The organism is Coprococcus comes ATCC 27758 (assembly GCF_025149785.1).
Taxonomy (GTDB): domain Bacteria; phylum Bacillota; class Clostridia; order Lachnospirales; family Lachnospiraceae; genus Allocoprococcus; species Allocoprococcus comes.
The window spans coordinates 3,076,668-3,097,393 of the sequence record NZ_CP102277.1 but is presented as its reverse complement, the minus strand read 5'-3'; the positions used below and the strand labels follow the sequence as shown (position 1 = coordinate 3,097,393).

At 43.6% G+C, this 20,726-nt stretch carries 19 protein-coding genes; 12 read left to right on the top strand and 7 right to left on the bottom strand.

Translation table 11 applies throughout. The features are described 5' to 3' along the window. Positions 1 to 16 precede the first annotated feature (16 nt). The 8 genes from NQ556_RS15175 (at position 17) to NQ556_RS15140 (ending at position 10,722) form a co-directional block, all read left to right on the top strand. Positions 17 to 709 carry a 5-oxoproline transporter, DUF969 family subunit gene (locus tag NQ556_RS15175; RefSeq protein ID WP_008368960.1) on the top strand — a complete coding sequence of 231 codons (693 nt, stop codon included), beginning with the start codon at positions 17 to 19 and terminating at the stop codon, positions 707 to 709. A gap of 14 nt (positions 710 to 723) precedes the next feature. Next, positions 724 to 1,677: a DUF979 domain-containing protein gene (locus tag NQ556_RS15170; RefSeq protein ID WP_008368959.1), complete on the top strand. Its 954-nt coding sequence runs from the start codon at positions 724 to 726 to the stop codon at positions 1,675 to 1,677. A gap of 108 nt (positions 1,678 to 1,785) precedes the next feature. After that, positions 1,786 to 2,775, top strand: coding sequence for a M29 family metallopeptidase (locus NQ556_RS15165; RefSeq protein ID WP_022221111.1), 990 nt, complete (start codon positions 1,786 to 1,788; stop codon positions 2,773 to 2,775). 23 nt (positions 2,776 to 2,798) lie between these two features. After that, positions 2,799 to 3,443: a pyroglutamyl-peptidase I gene (pcp, locus tag NQ556_RS15160; RefSeq protein WP_008368953.1), complete on the top strand. Its 645-nt coding sequence runs from the start codon at positions 2,799 to 2,801 to the stop codon at positions 3,441 to 3,443. A 359-nt stretch (positions 3,444 to 3,802) separates the two neighbouring features. After that, positions 3,803 to 5,206, top strand: coding sequence for an alanine/glycine:cation symporter family protein (locus NQ556_RS15155; protein ID WP_008368949.1), 1,404 nt, complete (start codon positions 3,803 to 3,805; stop codon positions 5,204 to 5,206). A 475-nt stretch (positions 5,207 to 5,681) separates the two neighbouring features. Then, on the top strand, positions 5,682 to 9,161 hold the full coding sequence (locus NQ556_RS15150) for a DNA polymerase III subunit alpha (RefSeq protein ID WP_008368946.1): 3,480 nt from the start codon (positions 5,682 to 5,684) through the stop codon (positions 9,159 to 9,161). Between the two features lie 85 nt (positions 9,162 to 9,246). Further along, positions 9,247 to 10,224, top strand: a complete 978-nt coding sequence (pfkA, locus tag NQ556_RS15145; protein ID WP_008368944.1) for a 6-phosphofructokinase — start codon at positions 9,247 to 9,249, stop codon at positions 10,222 to 10,224. A gap of 24 nt (positions 10,225 to 10,248) precedes the next feature. Next, on the top strand, positions 10,249 to 10,722 hold the full coding sequence (locus tag NQ556_RS15140) for a YwiB family protein (RefSeq protein WP_008368942.1): 474 nt from the start codon (positions 10,249 to 10,251) through the stop codon (positions 10,720 to 10,722). Positions 10,723 to 10,773: 51 nt separating this feature from the next. Here NQ556_RS15140 and NQ556_RS15135 read toward each other — a convergent pair whose 3' ends face one another. Then, on the bottom strand, positions 10,774 to 11,214 hold the full coding sequence (locus NQ556_RS15135; protein WP_022221110.1) for a hypothetical protein: 441 nt from the start codon (positions 11,212 to 11,214) through the stop codon (positions 10,774 to 10,776). Positions 11,215 to 11,451: 237 nt separating this feature from the next. On the opposite strand from NQ556_RS15135, the gene tig reads away from it, so the two are divergent. Then, complete coding sequence (tig, locus tag NQ556_RS15130) at positions 11,452 to 12,576, top strand: trigger factor (RefSeq protein WP_022221109.1); 1,125 nt, start codon at positions 11,452 to 11,454, stop codon at positions 12,574 to 12,576. 120 nt (positions 12,577 to 12,696) lie between these two features. After that, complete coding sequence (locus tag NQ556_RS15125; protein ID WP_008368935.1) at positions 12,697 to 13,338, top strand: HAD family hydrolase; 642 nt, start codon at positions 12,697 to 12,699, stop codon at positions 13,336 to 13,338. A 232-nt stretch (positions 13,339 to 13,570) separates the two neighbouring features. Here NQ556_RS15125 and NQ556_RS15120 read toward each other — a convergent pair whose 3' ends face one another. Then, positions 13,571 to 14,281 carry a gamma-glutamyl-gamma-aminobutyrate hydrolase family protein gene (locus NQ556_RS15120; RefSeq protein WP_008368933.1) on the bottom strand — a complete coding sequence of 237 codons (711 nt, stop codon included), beginning with the start codon at positions 14,279 to 14,281 and terminating at the stop codon, positions 13,571 to 13,573. A gap of 116 nt (positions 14,282 to 14,397) precedes the next feature. Between NQ556_RS15120 and NQ556_RS15115 the strand changes: the two genes are divergently transcribed. Both NQ556_RS15115 and NQ556_RS15110 read left to right on the top strand, forming a co-directional pair. Further along, positions 14,398 to 14,865: an HAD family hydrolase gene (locus NQ556_RS15115; protein ID WP_022221108.1), complete on the top strand. Its 468-nt coding sequence runs from the start codon at positions 14,398 to 14,400 to the stop codon at positions 14,863 to 14,865. 42 nt (positions 14,866 to 14,907) lie between these two features. Continuing rightward, positions 14,908 to 16,110 (top strand): class I SAM-dependent rRNA methyltransferase, encoded by a 1,203-nt coding sequence (locus NQ556_RS15110; RefSeq protein ID WP_022221107.1) that lies wholly within the window; start codon positions 14,908 to 14,910, stop codon positions 16,108 to 16,110. A 92-nt stretch (positions 16,111 to 16,202) separates the two neighbouring features. On the opposite strand, the gene NQ556_RS15105 is transcribed toward NQ556_RS15110, so the two are convergent. The 5 genes from NQ556_RS15105 to NQ556_RS15085 all read right to left on the bottom strand — a co-directional run bounded on the left by NQ556_RS15105 (position 16,203) and on the right by NQ556_RS15085 (position 20,422). Continuing rightward, the gene (locus NQ556_RS15105) at positions 16,203 to 16,688 is read right to left on the bottom strand and encodes a gamma carbonic anhydrase family protein (protein ID WP_022221106.1); all 486 of its coding nucleotides are present in this window, start codon (positions 16,686 to 16,688) and stop codon (positions 16,203 to 16,205) included. Between the two features lie 28 nt (positions 16,689 to 16,716). Beyond that, positions 16,717 to 18,552: a Na/Pi cotransporter family protein gene (locus NQ556_RS15100; protein WP_022221105.1), complete on the bottom strand. Its 1,836-nt coding sequence runs from the start codon at positions 18,550 to 18,552 to the stop codon at positions 16,717 to 16,719. Between the two features lie 182 nt (positions 18,553 to 18,734). Next, positions 18,735 to 19,265, bottom strand: coding sequence for a flavodoxin family protein BilS (gene bilS, locus NQ556_RS15095; protein ID WP_022221104.1), 531 nt, complete (start codon positions 19,263 to 19,265; stop codon positions 18,735 to 18,737). Between the two features lie 20 nt (positions 19,266 to 19,285). Next, a complete protein-coding gene (locus NQ556_RS15090; RefSeq protein WP_008368920.1) occupies positions 19,286 to 20,005 on the bottom strand; it encodes a J domain-containing protein in 720 nt (239 codons plus the stop codon). A gap of 21 nt (positions 20,006 to 20,026) precedes the next feature. Continuing rightward, positions 20,027 to 20,422, bottom strand: coding sequence for a zinc ribbon domain-containing protein (locus NQ556_RS15085; RefSeq protein ID WP_022221103.1), 396 nt, complete (start codon positions 20,420 to 20,422; stop codon positions 20,027 to 20,029). Positions 20,423 to 20,726: the final 304 nt, after the last annotated feature.

The window sequence follows — 20,726 nt, the reverse complement described above, 5'->3', positions numbered from 1 at the left end:
AAAGGAGGAGTTAGGTATGGAACTCATCAAATTACTTGGCGTGTTAATCGTAATCGTTGGATTCGCGCTGAAACTGGATTCAATCCTCATTATTTTCCTGGCCCTTATCGCGACAGGGATTGTTGGAGGACTTGGAGTGGGCGGACTTCTGGAAACAATCGGTACAAACTTTGTAGCGAACAGAAGTATGGCAATCTTTATCATGATCCTGCTGGTTACAGGTACACTGGAAAGAAACGGTCTGCGTGAAGCAGCGGCAAACCTGATCCGTAAAGTAAAAAGTGCGACAGCAGGTAAGCTTGTTGCTGTATATGGTATGCTGAATGCTCTGTTTGGAGCATTCAATGTCAGCTTCGGTGGAGTTGCCGGATTTATCCGTCCGGTACTGCTTCCGATGATCGAAGGTGCGATCAGCAATAAAGAAGGAAAAGCAAATGAAGATCACGTAGAAGAAGCAAAAGGACTTGCTGTTGCTATGCAGAACTTCACATGGTTCTTCTTCCAGGTACTGTTCGTAGGTGGTGCCGGCGGAATCCTTGTACAGACAACACTTGCAGGTCTTGGATACGAAGTAGAACTGATCGACCTTGCAGCAGCTGAAATCCCGGTAGCATTAGTTGCACTTGTTGTTTCCTGCGCATTTGTTATTGTGAAAGATAACAAACTGATGAAGAAATACTATGGAAAATCAACAGATACTAAGAAATAGAGGGAGGAAGACAGATGAGTAATTTAAAATTTATACAGGTCGGCGATTCGTTTAATGCAATCGGACTGAATGTAGTATGGGTAATTATCGGATTGATCACGATTTACGCAGGAATCAAGAACCTGCTGGATAAAGAGAATCCGTCAAGAGTCGGAACCGCTGTTTTCTGGTGCTCTTTCGGTATCGTTTGTGGATTTGGTTCATGGCTCCCGGCAAAGGTTTCTGGTGCGCTTGTTCTGATCATGTGCCTGCCGCCAATCTTCAAGAAAGTAAAAATCGGAAAAACAGATAATCCGACAAAGGAACACACAGAACAGCAGTTTAAGAAGATCGGAATGAAGATATTTGTCCCGGCATTCTCCGTAGCGGTATGCTCCCTGTTCTTTGCATTATTCAGTAATATGAGTTCTATGGTCGCAATTACCGTTGGTGTGATTGTAGCTATGATCTTACTGATGGCATTCGATGCAAAACAGAATAAACCGGCAGTCTTTTTGAATGATTCTGAAAGATTCCTTGGAATCACAGGACCTCTCAGTATGCTGCCACAGCTGCTTGGATGTCTTGGAGGTGTATTTACCGCTGCAGGAGTTGGCGATGTAATCGCACAGCTTGTTGAAAAGATTGTTCCAAAGGGAAATGTAAATATCGGGATCATCGTTTATGCAATCGGTATGGTACTCTTTACCATGATCATGGGAAATGCATTCGCAGCTATCACCGTTATGACAGTTGGTATCGGTGCACCGTTCGTTCTTGCTTACGGTGCTAATCCGGTGGTGATCGGTATGCTCGCACTTACATGTGGATACTGTGGAACTCTGCTTACACCGATGGCAGCGAACTTCAACATCCTGCCGGTTGCGATCTTGAACATGAAGGACCGCTGGGGCGCTATCAAAAATCAGGTTCTGGTTGCAATTTTTATGCTTGTGTTCCAGATCTGTTATATGATAGTATTAAAGTAAATAAGACATAAGTAGCTAAGGTCATTATTTCACTGGAAAGGCAGAAAATAATGGCCTTAGAATTCGTAAGCTTATTCTAGTTTTGGTATGGAGAAAGAAGAGGGACATATGACACCGAATATGGAACGGGGTGCCCGGATCATTATTCACGAATGGGTAAAAGTAAGGGCGTGGGACAAAGTACTGATCGTGACATCGAAGGAATATCTTGCAGAAGCAAAAGCGATGGAAAAAGAGGCTTCCGGAAAAGCACGGTCAGTGAATACACTGCTTGTCGAGAACAAGGGGCGCCATGTGGGAATCTTTTTTGATGATAATGAAGCAGTTTTTGATCCTTATACGGCAATTATCGCGGCGACAGAGTATTCGCTGGTGACAACGAAAGCTGCAAAGCGTGCGATACAAAGACACAAGAAATTTCTGTCCTTGCCACTGGCAACCAATGACGGAAGATCTTTTCTGGAATACGATTTTCTGACGATGGATACGAAGAAGAGCCGACTGATGGCAAAGGCATTTATCAAATATCTCAAGTATTCAGAAAAAGTCCGTGTGACAACTCCGGCAGGAACGGATATGATGTTCTACAAAGTGGGCAGAGATCCGGGATTTTTTAACGGAGTTCTAAAGGATGGAAAGGGATATTCTTCTTCCAGTATTGAGGTCTATGTCCCGATCGAGGAGACAAAGACAGAAGGTGTGATGGTGCTTGACGGTTCTCTGGGATATATTGGTCGCGCAGAGGAACCGACAAGGATTTTATTTAAAGGCGGACGGATTACGGAGATTGAAGAGACTCCGACCGGTATTCGGTTGAAAAAATACATGGAAGATTATCAGGATCCCCGGATCTATATTGCGGGGGAACTCGGAATCGGGCTTAATTCATGCTCACAATGCCTTGGAAACTGCTATATTGAAGATGAATCTGCTTATGGGACATTCCATGTAGGACTTGGGCGTAATATTGCTCTTGGAGGTATTCAGAACGCCAAAGGGCATTTTGATCTGGTATGTATGGAACCGGATATCTACACGGACAACCGACAGATTATGCAGCAGGGGAAGGTTATTATCCCGGAGCCTGTGTTATACTAAGAGATATAAAGGAGGAAATTAACATGAAGGTTTTATTAACAGGATTTGATCCATTTGGAGGAGAAAGCGTAAACCCGGCATTCGAGGCAATCAAGCTTCTTCCGTCAACAATTGCGGGGGCAGAGATCGTATATGTAGAGATCCCTACAGAATTCAAGAAAAGTGCACCGGCAGTTGAAGCGGCAATCAAAGAACATAACCCGGATATAGTGATCAATGTAGGTCAGGCAGGCGGACGTTCCTGCGTCACTGTAGAAAAAGTAGGAATCAACCTTGCAGATGCCCGGATTCCGGACAATGCAGGTGACCAGCCACTTGATGAGCCACTTCAGGCAGACGGTCCAACCGGATACTTTGCAACAATTCCGGTAAATGCAATGGTTCAGAATGTACGTGCTCACGGACTTCCATGCCATGTATCTTTCACGGCAGGAACCTACGTATGCAACTGTGTAATGTACAATGTACTGCATATGTGTGCAACCAAATACACTAACATCCGTGCCGGATTTATCCATGTACCATATGCTTGCGATCAGGTTGTAGATAAGGCGAACGGAATGGCAAGTATGCCGCTTGAGACAATCGCAAAGTCTCTGGAGTATTGTGTTGAAGCTGTAGTGAATAATACAGAAGATGTAAAAGAGGTTATGGGAACTACTCACTAGTTTTATGAAAGAAAAAAGTACCGCTGTGTCAGAATGAAGCTGATGCGGCGGTGTTTTTTTGTAAAATTTTATTGGAAATATAATTTCATGTCGCTTAATGAAAATGGACGTTCATTATATATTAAGAAATTCTATTATAAAGAAAAAGAATTGATTTGTCACGGGCAGAAATGTTATGTATAATATGCATAAAGAAAGTCGAAGCGGAAATAAGAAAAATGAACAATTTTATGAACGGAGAGAGCTTTTTCAAAAAACAAGTTGATTAAGAAGGTGAAGAAAAAAATCTAGTGGGGAAAAGATTATCGTAAAAATAGAATATGGATGGAAAACAATAACAGAGGCGAAGGAGAAGTGAAATGAGTAATTTAATGGGGATGCTGACGACTATCCAAAGTTATGTATGGGGACCTCCGACATTGTTGCTGTTGATCGGTACAGGGCTTTACTTTACGATTAAATTGAGAGGACTGCAGATCACAAAATTTCCACGTGCAGTAAGGGCCATTTTTGAAAAAGAAAGTGGGACCGGAAGCGGAGAAGGAGATGTATCGGCATTTGCGACTCTATGTACAACGATGGCAGCAGACATAGGAACGGGAAGTATTGTTGGAGTTGCAACGGCGCTTCGAATTGGTGGACCGGGATCGTTATTCTGGATGTGGATTTCAGCCATACTTGGTATGGTGACGAAATATTCAGAAAGTCTTTTAGCGGTAAAATACCGAGTGACGGACGAGAATAACCAGATGGCCGGCGGACCGATGTTTTATATCCAAAATGGTATGGGAGAGAGATTTATCTGGCTTGCAAAAGCCTTTTCTGTGTTTGGCATATGTACAGCATTATTTGGCTGCGGAACGTTTCCGCAGGTAAATGCGATCACAGAATCTGTCAATGTGACATTCCATATACCGATCATTGTAGCAGGAGTCATCATAACAGTGCTTACTGCGGTTGTAACGATCGGAGGAATTAAAAGTATTTCAAAGGTTGCTGAAATTGTGGTGCCGATTATGGCGCTTACTTTTCTTGGAGGCTCGGTAGTGGCGCTGGTGATCAACCGGGCGGCAGTACCGGATGCTTTTAAGACCATTTTTACCTGTGCATTTGCAAAAGAATCGGTAATCGGAGGAACTGCAGGAACAGGTGTCATTACGTTTATGACGGTTATGAGAACCGGGATTGCCAGAGGTGTCTATACAAATGAGGCAGGACTTGGAAGTTCACCGATCGTGGCAGCAGCGGCGAAGACGAATTCCGGTGTAAGACAGGGCCTTCTTTCCATGACAAGTGTGTTTGTTACTACGATTCTGACCTGTTCCATGACAGGACTAGTTATCATCAGCAGCGGGCTGATGGACAGTTCGGATATGAACGGAAGCACACTTGTTACAGCTGCTTATAACATGTGTCTGCCACACAATATAGGCATGCATCTGATCGCAGTAGGAATTATGTTCTTTGCATTTACCACTATTCTGGGATGGAATTATTACGGAGAACGCTGCCTGGTTTATCTGACTGGCACAACAAAATGGATCAAACCATATAAGATCATCTACATTGCAGCGATTGCACTGGCACCGTTTTTATCGCTGGAACCAATCTGGCTCCTGGCAGATATCACGAATGCGCTGATGATCATTCCAAACCTGATCGCAATCATTGCACTTAGAAAAGTGATCATTGGGGAAACAAAACTGTATTTTTCAAAACAAAATGAAGAAAAAATGTCTGCTGCGGTAAAGGCAGTGGAGTAAGAAAAGAAACCACCGCATGGGAGAAAAAATATCAATGCGGTGGTATTTTTGCGTTAGAACTAAGGCTGGCACTCAAAGTTATAGGTGTAAACCAGAAGAAACTTAACAGGCTTACACTTGCATAGAGTATGAGTGGTACAGCGCAGGTAAGTATAATCTGTGTTTCCATCAATTCTCTTCCTGCAGATTCCAACACATCCAGAAAATCATTCGATACCGTTGAACAGGCGGATTTCCAAATATATATACTCCGGTTCCCTTCGAGGTAATGGAGATGAAACCCAGGAATCGTGGAAGCCTTTGCTGAACACGATTCCCGCTTTCAGGGGTTCATCGGAATGTTTTGCCGAGGGGAACCGGAGTATATATATTTGGAAATCCGCCGCCCACCAACCTATAAAATTTTCCCCCCACCAGTTGGAAATCCCCCTCATTTCTGCTAAAATGGAACACAGAGAAAAGGAGCGAACACAATATGAATTTTGCGCATTTGCACGTCCACACGGAATACAGCCTTCTGGACGGTTCGAATAAAATTAAAGAATATGTTGCCAGAGTCAAAGAACTGGGGATGACAGCGGCTGCGATCACAGACCACGGTGTCATGTATGGCGTCATTGACTTCTACAGAGCCGCAAGAGCGGCAGGAATCAATCCTGTACTGGGATGTGAAGTCTATGTGGCACCGGGATCCAGATTCGATAAAACAGCCGTAGGACGCGATGAGGACCGATATTATCACCTGGTACTTCTTGCCGAGAATAATACAGGATACGCCAATCTGATGAAGATCGTGTCACGTGCATTTACGGAAGGTTACTATTATAAGCCAAGAGTAGATTATGAGCTTCTGGAGACCTATCACGAAGGAATCATTGCCCTCAGTGCATGTCTTGCCGGAGAGGTACAGAGAAACCTGGCGAGAGGGATGTATGAAGAAGGAAAAAAAGCTGCGCTTCATTATGAACAGATTTTTGGGAAAGGCAACTTTTTCCTGGAACTGCAGGATCATGGGATCCCGGAACAGCGCACCGTTAACCAGCAGTTGATGCGTCTGTCGCAGGAGATTGGAATCGACCTTGTGGCGACAAATGACGTGCATTATACTTACGCAGAAGATGAAAAGCCACATGATATCCTGCTTTGCCTTCAGACAGGGAAAAAGCTCGCAGACGAGGATCGGATGCGCTATGAAGGCGGACAGTACTACGTGAAGTCCAAAGAAGAGATGGCAGCACTTTTCCCATATGCACCGGAGGCGCTGGAAAATACACAGAAGATTGCAGACAGATGCCATGTAGAGATTGAATTTGGTGTGACAAAGCTTCCGAAATTCGATGTGCCGGAAGGATTTACCTCATGGGAATATTTGAATAAGCTCTGTTTTGACGGACTAAAAAGACGATATGGAGAAGACCCGGATCCAGCCCTTGTGGAGCGCCTGAATTATGAATTGGGCGTTATCAAAAGCATGGGTTACGTGGATTACTTCCTTATTGTATGGGATTTCATTCATTTTGCAAAAAGCAACGGAATCATGGTTGGACCTGGGCGTGGATCTGCGGCAGGAAGCATTGTGGCGTACACACTTGCGATCACCAATATCGATCCGATCCGGTATCAGCTGCTGTTCGAGCGTTTTCTGAATCCGGAACGTGTGTCCATGCCCGATATCGACGTGGACTTCTGCTTTGAAAGAAGGCAGGAAGTCATTGATTATGTTGTGCGTAAATACGGCAAAGACCGGGTAGTGCAGATCGTAACCTTTGGTACACTGCAGGCGCGCGGGGTGCTGCGGGATGTGGGAAGAGTTATGGATCTTCCGTATGCTTTTGTGGATTCAATTGCAAAGATGATTCCGAAAGAACTGAATATTACACTGGATAAATCCCTGAAGATGAACCATGAGCTGAAGAAGCTCTATGATGAAGACCCACAGGTAAAAGAGCTGATCGATATGTCAAAGAGACTGGAAGGTCTGCCACGGCATACATCCATGCATGCCGCGGGAGTCGTGATCAGCCAGAAGGATGTGGATGAATATGTTCCGCTGGCACTTGGAGCGGACAACAATGTAGTCACACAGTTTACCATGACCACGCTGGAAGAACTGGGACTTCTGAAAATGGATTTCCTTGGACTTCGTACCCTGACCGTCATCCAGGATGCGATCAGACTGGTTGAAAAAAGTACCGGTGTGAAGCTGGTAACAGAAAAATTAAATTATAATGATAAAGCAGTGCTTGACTATATCGGAACCGGCAAGACGGACGGCATTTTCCAGATAGAAAGTGCAGGGATGAAGAGCTTCATGAAGGAACTTCGTCCACAGAGTCTGGAAGATATTATCGCCGGAATTTCTCTTTACCGGCCAGGTCCGATGGATTTCATTCCACAGTATATCAAAGGAAAGAACCATCCGGAGCTGATTACTTACGAATGCCCGCAGTTAAAGCCGATCCTGGCACCGACCTATGGCTGCATTGTATACCAGGAACAGGTTATGCAGATTGTGCGTGACCTTGCCGGATATTCACTTGGGCGAAGCGACCTTGTACGCCGTGCCATGAGTAAGAAAAAGGGCGACGTGATGCAGAGAGAGCGTCAGAATTTTGTATATGGTAATGAAGAAGAAGGCATTCCGGGTTGTGTCAAAAATGGAATCGATGAAAAGGTTGCGAATAAGATCTATGATGAAATGATCGATTTTGCAAAGTATGCGTTCAACAAATCACATGCGGCAGCGTATGCGGTTGTCTCATACCAGACAGCGTATCTGAAATATTATTATCCGGTAGAATATATGGCAGCGCTTATGACTTCTGTCATCGACAATCCGGGAAAGGTTGCCGAATACATTTACACTTGCCGACAGATGGGAATTTCTATCCTGCCGCCGGATATCAATCGTGGGGTTGGTGATTTTTCTGTAGATAACGGTAATATCCGTTACGGACTTGCGGCGATCAAGGGGGTTGGAAGACCGGTGATCGAGCAGATCATCCGGGACAGAGAAGAGCATGGCACGTTTCGTGATCTGAAGGATTTTCTGGAACGGCTTTCCGGTAAGGAAGTCAATAAACGTGCGGTAGAAAACTTTATCAAATCCGGCGCATTTGACAGTCTGAAAGGGACCAGAAAGCAGTTTATGATCATTTATGTACAGATCATGGATCAGGTAGCACAGAACAAGAAAAATTCGCTTGCCGGACAGATGTCGCTCTTTGATATTGTAGATGACGAACAGAAAAAAGAATTTGAGGTCACGCTTCCGGATGTGGGAGAATACCAGAAGGAAACGATGCTTGCATTTGAAAAAGAAGTACTCGGCGTGTATATCAGCGGACATCCATTGGAAGAATATGAAGAGAAATGGCGCAAGAGTATTTCCGCAACGACATTGGATTTTCAGCTTGATGAAGAGACCGGACGGACAAAAGTACGTGACGGGTCAAGGGAGATCATCGGTGGTATGATCACATCGAAGATGATCAAATATACAAAGAAGAATCAAACGATGGCATTTATTACCGTAGAGGATCTTCTTGGAACGGTAGAGGTTGTCATTTTCCCGCAGAGCTATGAGAAAAGCCAGCAGTATCTGCAGGAGGACAGCAAAGTATTTGTGCGGGGACGTGTATCGGAAGAAGATGATAATGCAAGTAAGCTGATCTGTGAAGAGGTGATTCCGTTTGATATGACGAAAAAAGAACTGTGGATCCAGTATGCCGACAAACAGAGTTACCTTCAAGATGAGCAGAATCTGTTCCGGATGCTCGCGGAAAGTGAGGGTGAGGACCAGGTTGTAATCTTCTGCAAAGCGGAGAGAGCGGTAAAAAGACTGCCTAAAAACGCAAATATCCAGGTAGAACCTGGAATTTTGAGCAGATTGACGAATTATTTTGGAGAAGATTGTGTAAAAGTAATAGAAAAACCCATTGAAATGAAGGGGTGAATATTATACAATAACGTGTGGATTGAGATAAATTAAGCAAAAGGATAGTAAAGTTACAAAGTAGAAGAGACGGAGGAGACATATCATGGCAGAAAAAGTAATCAGAACTATCGGCGTATTGACCAGTGGTGGAGACGCACCGGGAATGAACGCTGCAATCCGTGCAGTTGTAAGAACCGCATTGGGAAAAGGACTGAAGGTAAGAGGAATCAGAAGAGGTTATTCAGGACTTCTTAACGAGGAAATTATTGATTTAAGTGCCAGAGATGTATCAGACACGATCCAGAGAGGTGGAACGATTCTTCTGACAGCCCGTTGCGAGGAAATGCGTACACCAGAAGGACAGCAGAAAGCAGCAGCAATCTGTAAGAAATATGGAATTGACGGTCTGGTAGTTATCGGAGGAGACGGTTCCTTCAAGGGAGCACAGAAATTATCTGATTTTGGAGTAAATACAATCGGACTTCCGGGAACGATCGATCTTGATATCGCATGTACAGAATACACAATCGGATTCGATACAGCGGTTAATACAGCGATGGAAGCAATTGACAAAGTACGTGATACATCTACATCACATGAAAGATGTAGTATTATCGAAGTTATGGGACGTGATGCGGGATACCTTGCACTGTGGTGTGGTATTGCCAATGGAGCAGAGAAGATTCTTCTTCCTGAGGAACATGACTACGATGAAGCAAAGATCATTGCAGACATCAAAGAAAGCAGAAAACGCGGTAAAAAGCATTACATTATCATCAATGCCGAAGGTATCGGTGATTCTATGAATATGGCAAAGAGAATCGAAAAAGAGACGGGTATGGAGACACGTGCTACTATTCTTGGTCATATGCAGCGTGGAGGAAGCCCGACAGCAAAAGACAGAGTTTATGCATCTATCATGGGATCTCTTGCTGTAGATCTTCTTCTTGAAGGAAAAACAAACCGTGTAGTAGGATACAAACATGGCGAGTATATTGACTTCGATATCAACGAAGCACTGGCAATGCAGAAAGGAATTCCGGAGTACCAGTACGATATCGCAAAACAGCTTGCCATCTAATAACAGACAGATTGGATGACGTGTATGACACAGGATGTATTATTGACGATTTCCGGACTGCATGATATGGTATTTGCAGATCCGGAAGAAAATGAAGAGAATGAGCCGATCGAAGTGATCACTCCGGCGAGCTATTACTGGAAGAACGGAAAGCATTATATTCTTTATGATGAAGTAATGGAAGGGATTCCGGGGGTGGTTAAGAATAAGATCAAGATCACCGGTGAAGATTCGATGGAGATCATGAAGAGCGGAATTACGAATGCACATATGGTATTTGAGAAGAATCAGATGAATGTCACATATTATGATACACCGTATGGGCAGCTTCATGTTGGAATTCATACACGGAAGCTGGATGTGAATGTGGATGATGAGCGAATTGATATTGCTGTGGAGTACGGGCTTGATGTGAATCATGAAGCGACGGCAGACTGCCGGATCGCAATGAGCATAAGACCGAAAGCACAGGCAGAGGAAGCAATTTCAGGAAAATAAAACAAAAAGGGTAAATGATTCAATCAGCTCAGAATCATTTACCCTTTTTTGTTACTTGTTCCGCAGTCTTGCCCAGAATCCTTTTTTCTTAGGTGGAGTCTCAAGAGAACCTCTGACTCCTTTTACTGCAGTGATGTAAATACCGCTTACGGTTGCTTTTACTTCTTTTTTGACTGGAATAAGATCATAGATGCTTGCATCACACATCAGAGTCATGATCTTTGGTCCGACTTTTGCCTTGACTACAGGTACCTTTGAACGACGAAGATACTTAGGTGTATTCTCAAGAACAACTGACGGGAAACCGGCATCTTTAAGCTTCATCTTACCTTTGTCGATAACCAGGATGTTGACCTGCTGTGCAGCAGCTGCAATCATCTCTTCCTGTTCTGCCTGCTTTTTCTGCGCTTTCTTACCGAGGAAATACAGAACAACCAGGGCGATAAGCAGTACGGCAAGAATTACCAGTAATACGATCGTTATCTTACTCACGGGTTTTCCTCCTCAAATCATATTTACACATAGCTTATTGTAGCATTGTTTGTAGACAAGTGCAAGTAATTTGAAGTTTTTGGCGGCTTTTTGAAAGTAATGGAAAATCTGAAATAAATGTGAATTTTGGGAAATCCCTTTTCAATGACGGATTATGTGTTATAATCATATGTAGCGCTCTGATGTGGGTGATTTGGACAGTCAGAGAGAATGAAGATATAAGAGGTGTAAAAGAAAATGAAAAAGAAATTAGCAGTACTGGCAGCAGGTATCTGTGCATTGTCATTATTTCTTACCGGATGCTCCGGTGAGATTTCCAATGATTATGTTACGATTACAAAATATAAAGGTGTGGAGATTGATAAAGTAGATGCGGATGCGGTATCGGATAATGATGTAGAAGCACAGATCAACAGTGTACTTCAGTCTAAATCAACTACAACAGAAGTTACAGACCGTGCAGCACAAACCGGAGATACGGTAACGATTGACTACGAAGGAAAGAAAGATGGTGTGGCATTTGATGGTGGAACAGCGACAGATGCACAGCTTACATTAGGAAGTGGTCAGTTTATTGACGGATTTGAGGATGGCGTTGTCGGACACAATATTGGCGATACTTTTGATCTGGATCTGACTTTCCCGGAGAACTATGGAAATGAAGATCTTGCAGGTCAGGCAGTCGTATTTACCGTTACACTGAAGGGAATCAGCCAGACCGATGTACCGGAACTTACAGATGAATTTGTACAGAGTGTTTCTGATACTTCCAAGACGGTGGAAGAGTACAAAAAGGAAATTAAAAAATCTCTGAAAAAAAACGGCAAAGAAAACCAGCAGAATACAATCAAGGAAAATGCATGGAAAGCAGTACTTGAGAACACAACTGTGAACAAGTATCCGAAGAAGGATCTGAAGAATATGATCAGTTCGATCAAGACACAGTATAAGAATATGGCATCTTATTATAACCTTGATTTTGCAGATTTCCTTAAACAGTATATGAATATGGATGAGGAAACTTTTAATTCAAAGGCAACCCAGGCTGCAAAGGATCAGGTAAAGGCCAACCTTGCGGCAGATCTGATCATTGAGAAAGCAAAGATCGATGTGTCAGATAAGACACTTGAGAAGAAGTATAAGGAGTATGCAAAGGCTTACGGATACGAAGATGTAGATGCACTCAAAAAAGCACTGGAAGATGCTGGAAACCTGGAGAATCTGGAGAAGACAGCAAGACTGGATATCGTAGAAGACTGGGTAGCAGACAACTGCAAGCAGGTGAAAAGTACTTCATCTGACAGCAGCAAAAGCGGTTCAAACAGTACAGGAAGTACCGGCAGCACAGAAAATACAAAATAGATATAAGCAAACATTCAAAAGGCGGAGAATAAAATCTCCGTCTTTTTTCTTCCTGAAGGGAATGGTATGATATAGAAAGTAATTGTTTTTACAAAATGAAATATACTACAGGAGGACAAGATGAAAGCAGTACTTTTTGATATGGATGGCATCCTGATCGATACAGAGAAATATCTGACAGTATACAAACAAAAGGCAATGCGGGAGGCAGGATACCGGCTGGATCTGGAAACGGCATACAAATTCCGCAGCTGTGCATCCGTATTTGCAAGAGAGCAGATGAAGGGAATTTTTGGAGAGGATTTCCCATACGATGAGCTCAGACGGCGCAGACAGGAGCTGATGAGTGATCATATTGCGCGTTTCGGAATTGAGAAGAAACCGTATGTGGAAGAGACGATCAAGGAGCTGAAAAGACGTGGTTATCAGACGGCAGTCGTGACGGCTACAGCGGAAGACAGGGCTGTGCGTTATCTGGAAATGGTCGGATTTAAAGAGCTGTTTGATGAAATCATCAGTGCATCTATGGTGAAATTGGGAAAACCGAGACCGGATGTGTATCTCTATGCCTGTGAGAAGATCGGGCGGAAGCCTGAAGAGTGCATGGCGGTCGAAGATTCACCGAACGGGGTAAATGCGGCTTACCAGGCGGGCTGCCATGTGACGATGGTTCCGGATCTGACACCTGCAGACGAAGAGGTCAAAAAGATGGCAGATCATGTCGTTCCAGACCTGCGAGGACTTCTGGAATATCTGAAATAACCCCTGAAAATGAGGAGAGCCGATATCCGGTTTCCCGAATATCGGCGTTTATGAAAAAGAAAAATTTTATTATGTGAAAAGGTTTATTTCCTTTTGACAATTATTAGTATACTCGTATCTTGTGAAAAAAGTGTGTTTATAATTTGAAAGAATTATGAACGTTTGTGAACATAGTATACATATATTCTGAAGGGACCGCAGACAGCAGAGTCTGCAGCCCGACAAAAGGGATTTAATCTGTTCCGGGAAGCATCGACCGGACGAAAAGCGAAAACAATTCCCGCATACATGGAGAAGTAAAAAACATGGATTCCGGATGCCACTGAACGCCAAGTGCAAAAGGCTGTCCTTCGATTTCAATTGCCTCAACTGTGCCATCAGAAGTGTGTGCACATGCATGGACATTTTTTCCGAGCAGATGAACGGACTGATGGTGGAAACTATTGGTATACAGAGTGTCTCCGGTCAGTTCATGAAGATGGCTGTCTTTGGCGATGAAAATCTGGTGCCACATATCGCTGCGGTTCTGTGAGGTCTGCATATGCAGAAAAGGATCTCCGGGCTGACAGGAAAGATCCTGGTAGATACTTCCGCCACAGGCGGCGTTGAGCACCTGCATACCCCGGCAGATGCCGATTACCGGAAGATGACGTTTTAAGATTTCCTCTGCAAAATGAATCTGGAAAAGATCTACAGAAAGATTGGTCTGTCCTACACCTGGAAGTGGATCTTCATTGAAGAGAAACGGTGTAAAATCACCTCCTCCGGGGAGCAGAAATCCATCGCATATGTCAAGATAAGAATTGATCGGGAAATCCTGAGGAAGAATCGGTATCAGCAGGGGGATTCCTCCGGAAATGCGGACTGCCCGCACATAGGTATCGGTTACAAACTGGTTTTTGCCGTCGAAGCCACAGCATAAGATTCCAACAACTGGTTTCATATTTACAATCCTCCTCTTTATCAGATAAATCAGTTGTTACAAAATATGTGGAGTCTGTATGAAATATGTATTATAATAAAAAAAGCAACATGCCAGATGGCAGGAAAGGAGTTCCTATGAAACTGGTTATTCCGGAATATAAAACATTAGAACTTGATACGATATTTTTAGATATGAACGGGACGATAGCTGTGGACGGCGTGATCCCGCCGAGTGTGAAGGAACGTCTTATCGCACTTTCAGAGCAGTTCCGAATTTATGTACTGACTGCAGATACGCATGGAAATGCGAAAGCGCAGTGCGAAGGGCTTCCGGTGATCCTGGAGACATTTCCGACAGGTAATGCAAAGGAGTATAAAAGGGAATTGGTAAAAGCAACCGGTGCAAAACGCTGTGTGGCAATCGGTAATGGCAGAAACGATGAGTGGATGCTGAAAGAGGCGGCGCTTTCCATCGCTGTTATGGACCGGGAAGGGGTCTATGGGAAATTATTGAAAAATGCGGATCTCTGTGTCAGATCTATGCAGGATGGACTGGATCTTCTGCTCTATCCAGGTCGGATTATTGCAGGACTCCGTGGATAATATTTGAAGAAGAATACGTAAGAGTATGTGGAAGGAGAAAAGATGCGTCAGGCTATAGTGACATTGAAAAAGGGTGAGGGACGTCTGCTGAAATCAGGCGGCGCCTGGATATTCGATAATGAAATTGATTCGATTATGGGAGAATTTGAGAATGGTGATATTGTGATCGTCCATGATTTTGACGGGTACGGAATGGGAAGAGGATTTATCAATATGAATTCTAAGATCCGGATCCGTATGATGACAAGAAAGCAGGATCAGGAGATCGATCATGCATTTCTGGAAATGCGGGTGAGAGATGCGTGGGAATACCGGAAAAAGACAGTAGATACATCAAGCTGCCGTGTGATTTTCGGGGAAGCGGATTTTCTTCCCGGACTGGTGATCGATAAATTCTCAGATGTGTTGGTTGTAGAGTCTCTTGCACTCGGAATTGACCGGATGAAAGAAGAAATCGTGGACATTCTGAAAGAGGTACTTTCAGAAGATGGAATTACGATCCGTGGCGTGTATGAACGAAGCGATGCAAAGGTTCGTCAGAATGAAGGAATGGAGAGAGTCAAAGGCTTTATCGGTGAAGAATTTGATACCAAAGTTGAGATTGTGGAAAATGGTGTCAGATATATGGTTGATGTCAAAGACGGACAGAAGACAGGATTTTTCCTGGATCAGAAATACAATCGTCTGGCAATCCAGAGACTTTGCAAGGATGCAGAGGTGCTGGACTGCTTCACGCACACAGGCTCTTTTGCGCTGAATGCAGGGATTGCAGGGGCAAAGCATGTGACAGGTGTAGATGCTTCAGAACTTGGCATAGAACAGGCAAGAGAGAACGCAAGACTCAATGGATTAGAGGATAGAGTTGAATTTGTCTGTGCAGATGTATTTGACCTGCTTCCAAAGCTGGAAGAAGAAGGAAAGCAGTATGATGTGGTAATCCTGGATCCACCTGCATTTACCAAATCCCGTAAGACGATCAAGAATGCGACAAAGGGATATCGTGAGATCAATATGCGCGGAATGAAGCTGGTAAAACCAGGCGGATATCTGGCAACCTGTTCCTGCTCGCATTTTATGGATTATGAGCTTTTTACGAAGACGATCCACCAGGCAGCGCAGAATGTGCATAAGAGGATCAGACAGGTAGAATACCGGACACAGGCACCGGATCATCCGATTCTGTGGTCTGCAGAAGAATCGTATTATCTTAAATTCTATGTGTTCCAGATCGTGGATGAAAAATAAAGTGTTGTAGTAGATAAAAAAGGTATCGAAAATCAAACATAAATGATTTTCGATACCTTTTTTAATAGTGTACATATTTCAGATTTGATATTCTATTCAAACTGCGCAGCCGATAATGTAACATAATCTGCAGCATTTTTATAAATTGACTGGATCTCTTCCTCAGTAAGAGGTCTTTTTACTTTTGCCGGGCTTCCGATAACCAGCATTCCATCCGGAATAACTGTGTTCTGAGTAACCAGACTTCCGGCACCGATCAGGCAATGCTTTCCAATCTTTGCACCGTTTAAAATCGTACTTCCCATCCCGATTAGAGACGCGTCACCAATTGTACAGCCGTGGATCACACAGTTGTGACCAACAGTGACATCATCACCGATAACGGTCGGAAAACCGTAATCTACATGGACGGTACTGTTATCCTGGATATTGCTGCGCCTGCCAATCGTGATCGATGCCTCGTCGCCACGGACGACTGCGTAATAGAATACGCTTGAGTCAGCACCGATAGTGACATCACCTAGGATGACGGACTGACTGGCAATGTGCGCCTGCGATGAAATATTTAAAGAAGACATTACAGCAGATTCCTTTCTCGTTGTAAGATTATTTTTTGGCTTCAACAGCTTTGACCGGGTTTTTGGCGGCTGCTTTTGTATCCTGTTCCGCTTCCGGCTGATAACCGTTGATATTATATTTCTGCTCGTAATAATCAAAGGTGGATACATAATTGTTGTCTTTCAATTTCCGTACACTCTTAGTGTATTCGTGCATATCGAAATTGGAAGAATCCAGTTCCAGGATTGCAACGGCAATGTTAGAACAGTGGGCTGCAATACGATCATAGTTGGTGAGCAGATCGTTAAATGCAAATCCGGTGTTCAGATCACACTGCCCGTTACGGAGCCTTTTAATATGACGCATTTTCAAATCGTTGCATAAAATACCGATCAGTTCGCGAAGCGGTTCTACTTTGGCAGCATTTACAAGGTCTTCATCTACAAATGAATTGATCGTGAGATCAAGGAGCTCTTTTAATGCGGATTCAAGAACATGAAGCTCGTATTTGGCTGCATCTGAAAAAATACGTGATTTTTCATGAAGTTCCTGTGCAACACGGGAAATATTGACTGCATGGTCACCCAGACGTTCAAAATCACTGATCGTATGAAGAAACTTGGCGGTCTGTTTGGACTGTTCCGGTGTCAGGTCGTGCATATTGAGCTGCATCAGATAGGTTCCCAGTTTATCTTCGTATTTGTCGATCAGATTTTCCTTTTCCTGAATTTTGTTGAACTTATTATCTGAAAAATCTTTCAGCAGTGCAAGGGCGCGACGGATATTTTTGTATGCTTTCTTTGCCATTCCGTTGACTGCAAGCTGGCTCTGTGTGATTGCCAGTGGCGGATAATTGAGGAAACGTTCCTCAAGAAGATCGAAATCTGCCTGCTCTTCGTTGTCTTCATCGGTATCTTTAATAAGGAAGAAGACAAGCTTTTCAATCTTGCCGATAAATGGAGCAAGAACAAGGATCGTCAGAAGCCGGAATACCGTATTCAAAAGTGCCACACGGAAAGGTGACATAATTTCACCCATAAATGGGAAATGCACGATGGCATTTACAGAATAGAATACGATGGACCAGAAAATCATACCAAATAAATCGTTCAGCAGATAGATCAGAGCAGTACGCTTTCCGTTCTTGTTCGTTCCGATTGAGGAAAGAAGAACCGGACATGCGGCGCCAACGCCGATACCCATTGTGATCGGAAGTGCAGCTGCAAAGGTGATCGATCCGGTAATGGACAGTGCCTGGAGGATACCTACAGAAGCAGAAGCACTCTGCAAAACTGCTGTAAATACGATCCCGACAAGGATTCCCATAAATGGATTCGTGAACATGGTCAGAAGTCTGACGAAATGCGGATTCTCTTTCAGAGGAGAGACAGCACCGCTCATGGTCTGCATTCCGATCATCAGGATCGCAAAGCCAAGCATGATGTCACCGATATCAGAATACGGTTTTTTCTTGATAAATGTACGGAAAATAATTCCGATGATTGCTACGATTGCAGAAATTGTAGCGGTTGATAAAAGCTGCGCGATTCCGCTGGAACCATCAATGTAGGAGAGACATAGGATCCATCCGGTGATACTGGTTCCGATGTTGGCACCCATGATGATACCAATTGCCTGTGCGACCTTCATCATACCAGAGTTTACAAATCCGACTACCATAACTGTCGTTGCAGAGGATGACTGAATGATAGCGGTTACGACAGTACCGAGCAGAAGTCCTTTCAGAGGAGTATTGGTCAGCCTGTATAAAATAAGTTCAAGCTTATTGCCGGCAACTTTCTTCAGACTGTCGCCCATCAGTGACATACCGTATAAAAACAGGGCTACCCCACTGAGCAATGACAAAACCATTGTAATTCCCATAATTTTGTTTTCCTTTTCTTTAAGCATTAGTTTACATTTTGTCGCAAAAAAAATATCGTACAGCTACTTTAAATATGAAAAGTCTGCATGCAGATCACACAAAGTGACGCTATACGACACTCTTATTATATAACAAGAAAGTTTCCATAGGTAGACTGAAACGATATTTTTTTACACTTTTTTTACAAGGACTTAACTTTTTCTATACATTCGGTAGCAAAAAGAGCCGCATTTTCAAGGTCTGTGCGTGTCGGATGAATCATTGCTTCGTCAAAATTCTGTAATTGCCTTCGGATTTGCTGGCAATCGCAATCTTTTGGTGTGTTCAGCAAGGATTCATATTTTTGACGGACAGCAAGCGGCATTTTCCCCTGGCAGATAAAAGAACCGAGATAGTGATTGTCATCTTCAAGCCAGATCCGGACGCTGGATGCGATCTCTTTGTAGTATTCCGGGCTGTTTCCGGCACCGCAGGTTCCAAAGAGAGCAACGGATTTGTCCGACAGACCGGAAAGGAAGTTGCCAATCTCGAGGCGGCAGGTTCCGCGGTGAACACAGAAACCAACAAAATAAATTTTGGCTTCTGGGAAATCGGTACGTTCATGAAGATTTATCAGATCTTTGGACATCCCCGGAAGGGATGCAAAAATTTCTGTTGCTATTTTTTTTGTATTTCCTGTCTCACTGTCATAGACAACAAGATAATCTAACATATAGTATTTCCTCCTGTCATTTAGTGGTATGTATAAGGAGAACCGCAGAAGAATCCACCGCCGCCACAGCAGAGATTGCACATGATGTTGGCAATGCAGAGCTTCACGCAGAAATCATTGTTGATCGTTGGTGTACCGCCATACATTGTCTGTTGTGTACGATACCAGCTTCCACCATTTTCAAGACGGCTGACAAGAGACTGATATTGATAGTTGGACGGCTCCAGACGAAGAGCTTCTTTGGCGTGCTCCAGGGCGAGGACATTATTGCCCATGCCGGAATTGGCGATAGAGCTGTAATAGTACCATCTGGCAGAACGGTCTTTGATTCCTGAAAGGACATTTAAAGCTTCTTTATAATGACCACTGTTCAGATAATTGGCGGCGGCACGCAGATGAATATCTTCTTCTGTCTCGGTTGTCTGCTGATTCTGATTGGTATACTGACCGTAGAAACCGCCGAATGGACCAAAACCGCCAAAACCTCCGTATCCGCTTCCGGCATCGCCATAACCTCCGGAGCCTGTTCCGGTATATCCGGAGGCACCCATTTCTTTTTCTTTCATAATCTGCTGGTAAGCCTGTTGGATTTCTTTGAATTTGGCTTCTGCCTGATCTTTATTTGGATTGTTGATATTGGCATCCGGATGATAAATACGGCTTAATTTGCGGTAGGCTTTCTTGATATCCTCGTCGGAAGCATCCCGTGAAACGCCGAGTATTGAGTAAGGATCCTGCATAATTGATTATTCTCCTGATCGTTAGCTTTTTTTGATAAAAGTAGTCTGGCATTTTGGACAGCGGATCTCAATTTTACCTTTTCCCTTTGGGACACGGATCTTCTGCTTGCAGTTTGGACACTTGTAAATGTGGTGTGTCTTGCGCTGCGCTGCCATATACTTCTGTTTTGCAAAAAATCCACGGATCTTTGAAGTGTGCTGGAGAAATTTCTGGTTTTCCAGTGCACGCTTGTAGGTCTGACGTGAAAACATGCGATAGTAAGAGTATATCACGAATGCCCACCCAATTACATAAAAAATACGAAAATGGAAGATGCTTGTGATCAGCATCAGAATTACGCCGCTCCATAAGAGAAATTTGCCGAAGGTATCTACTCCGTACCTTCCATACATAAAACGCATCAGTTTTTCTTTCATAATGTTCACCCAATCTTTTTTATTTATAGAATATGATGATACCAGGGGCAAAAGGCCAGAAAGCACGTAGCAATCTGGTATCAAAGGGGTCAAAATACCTTTTGACCACAACATCATATGATACTATACGATGGTTTACATTGTACGCCTGCACACACAAAAATCAATAAACTCTCTATTAAAAAACTCTAAAAAGTATGTTATACTGCTGATATCGTGAAAATATGGAAGAAAATAGGACTTCTGAGATTACATGGCAATGGAGCAATCTGGGAACATCATATATAAAAAGCAGAGGAGGAAA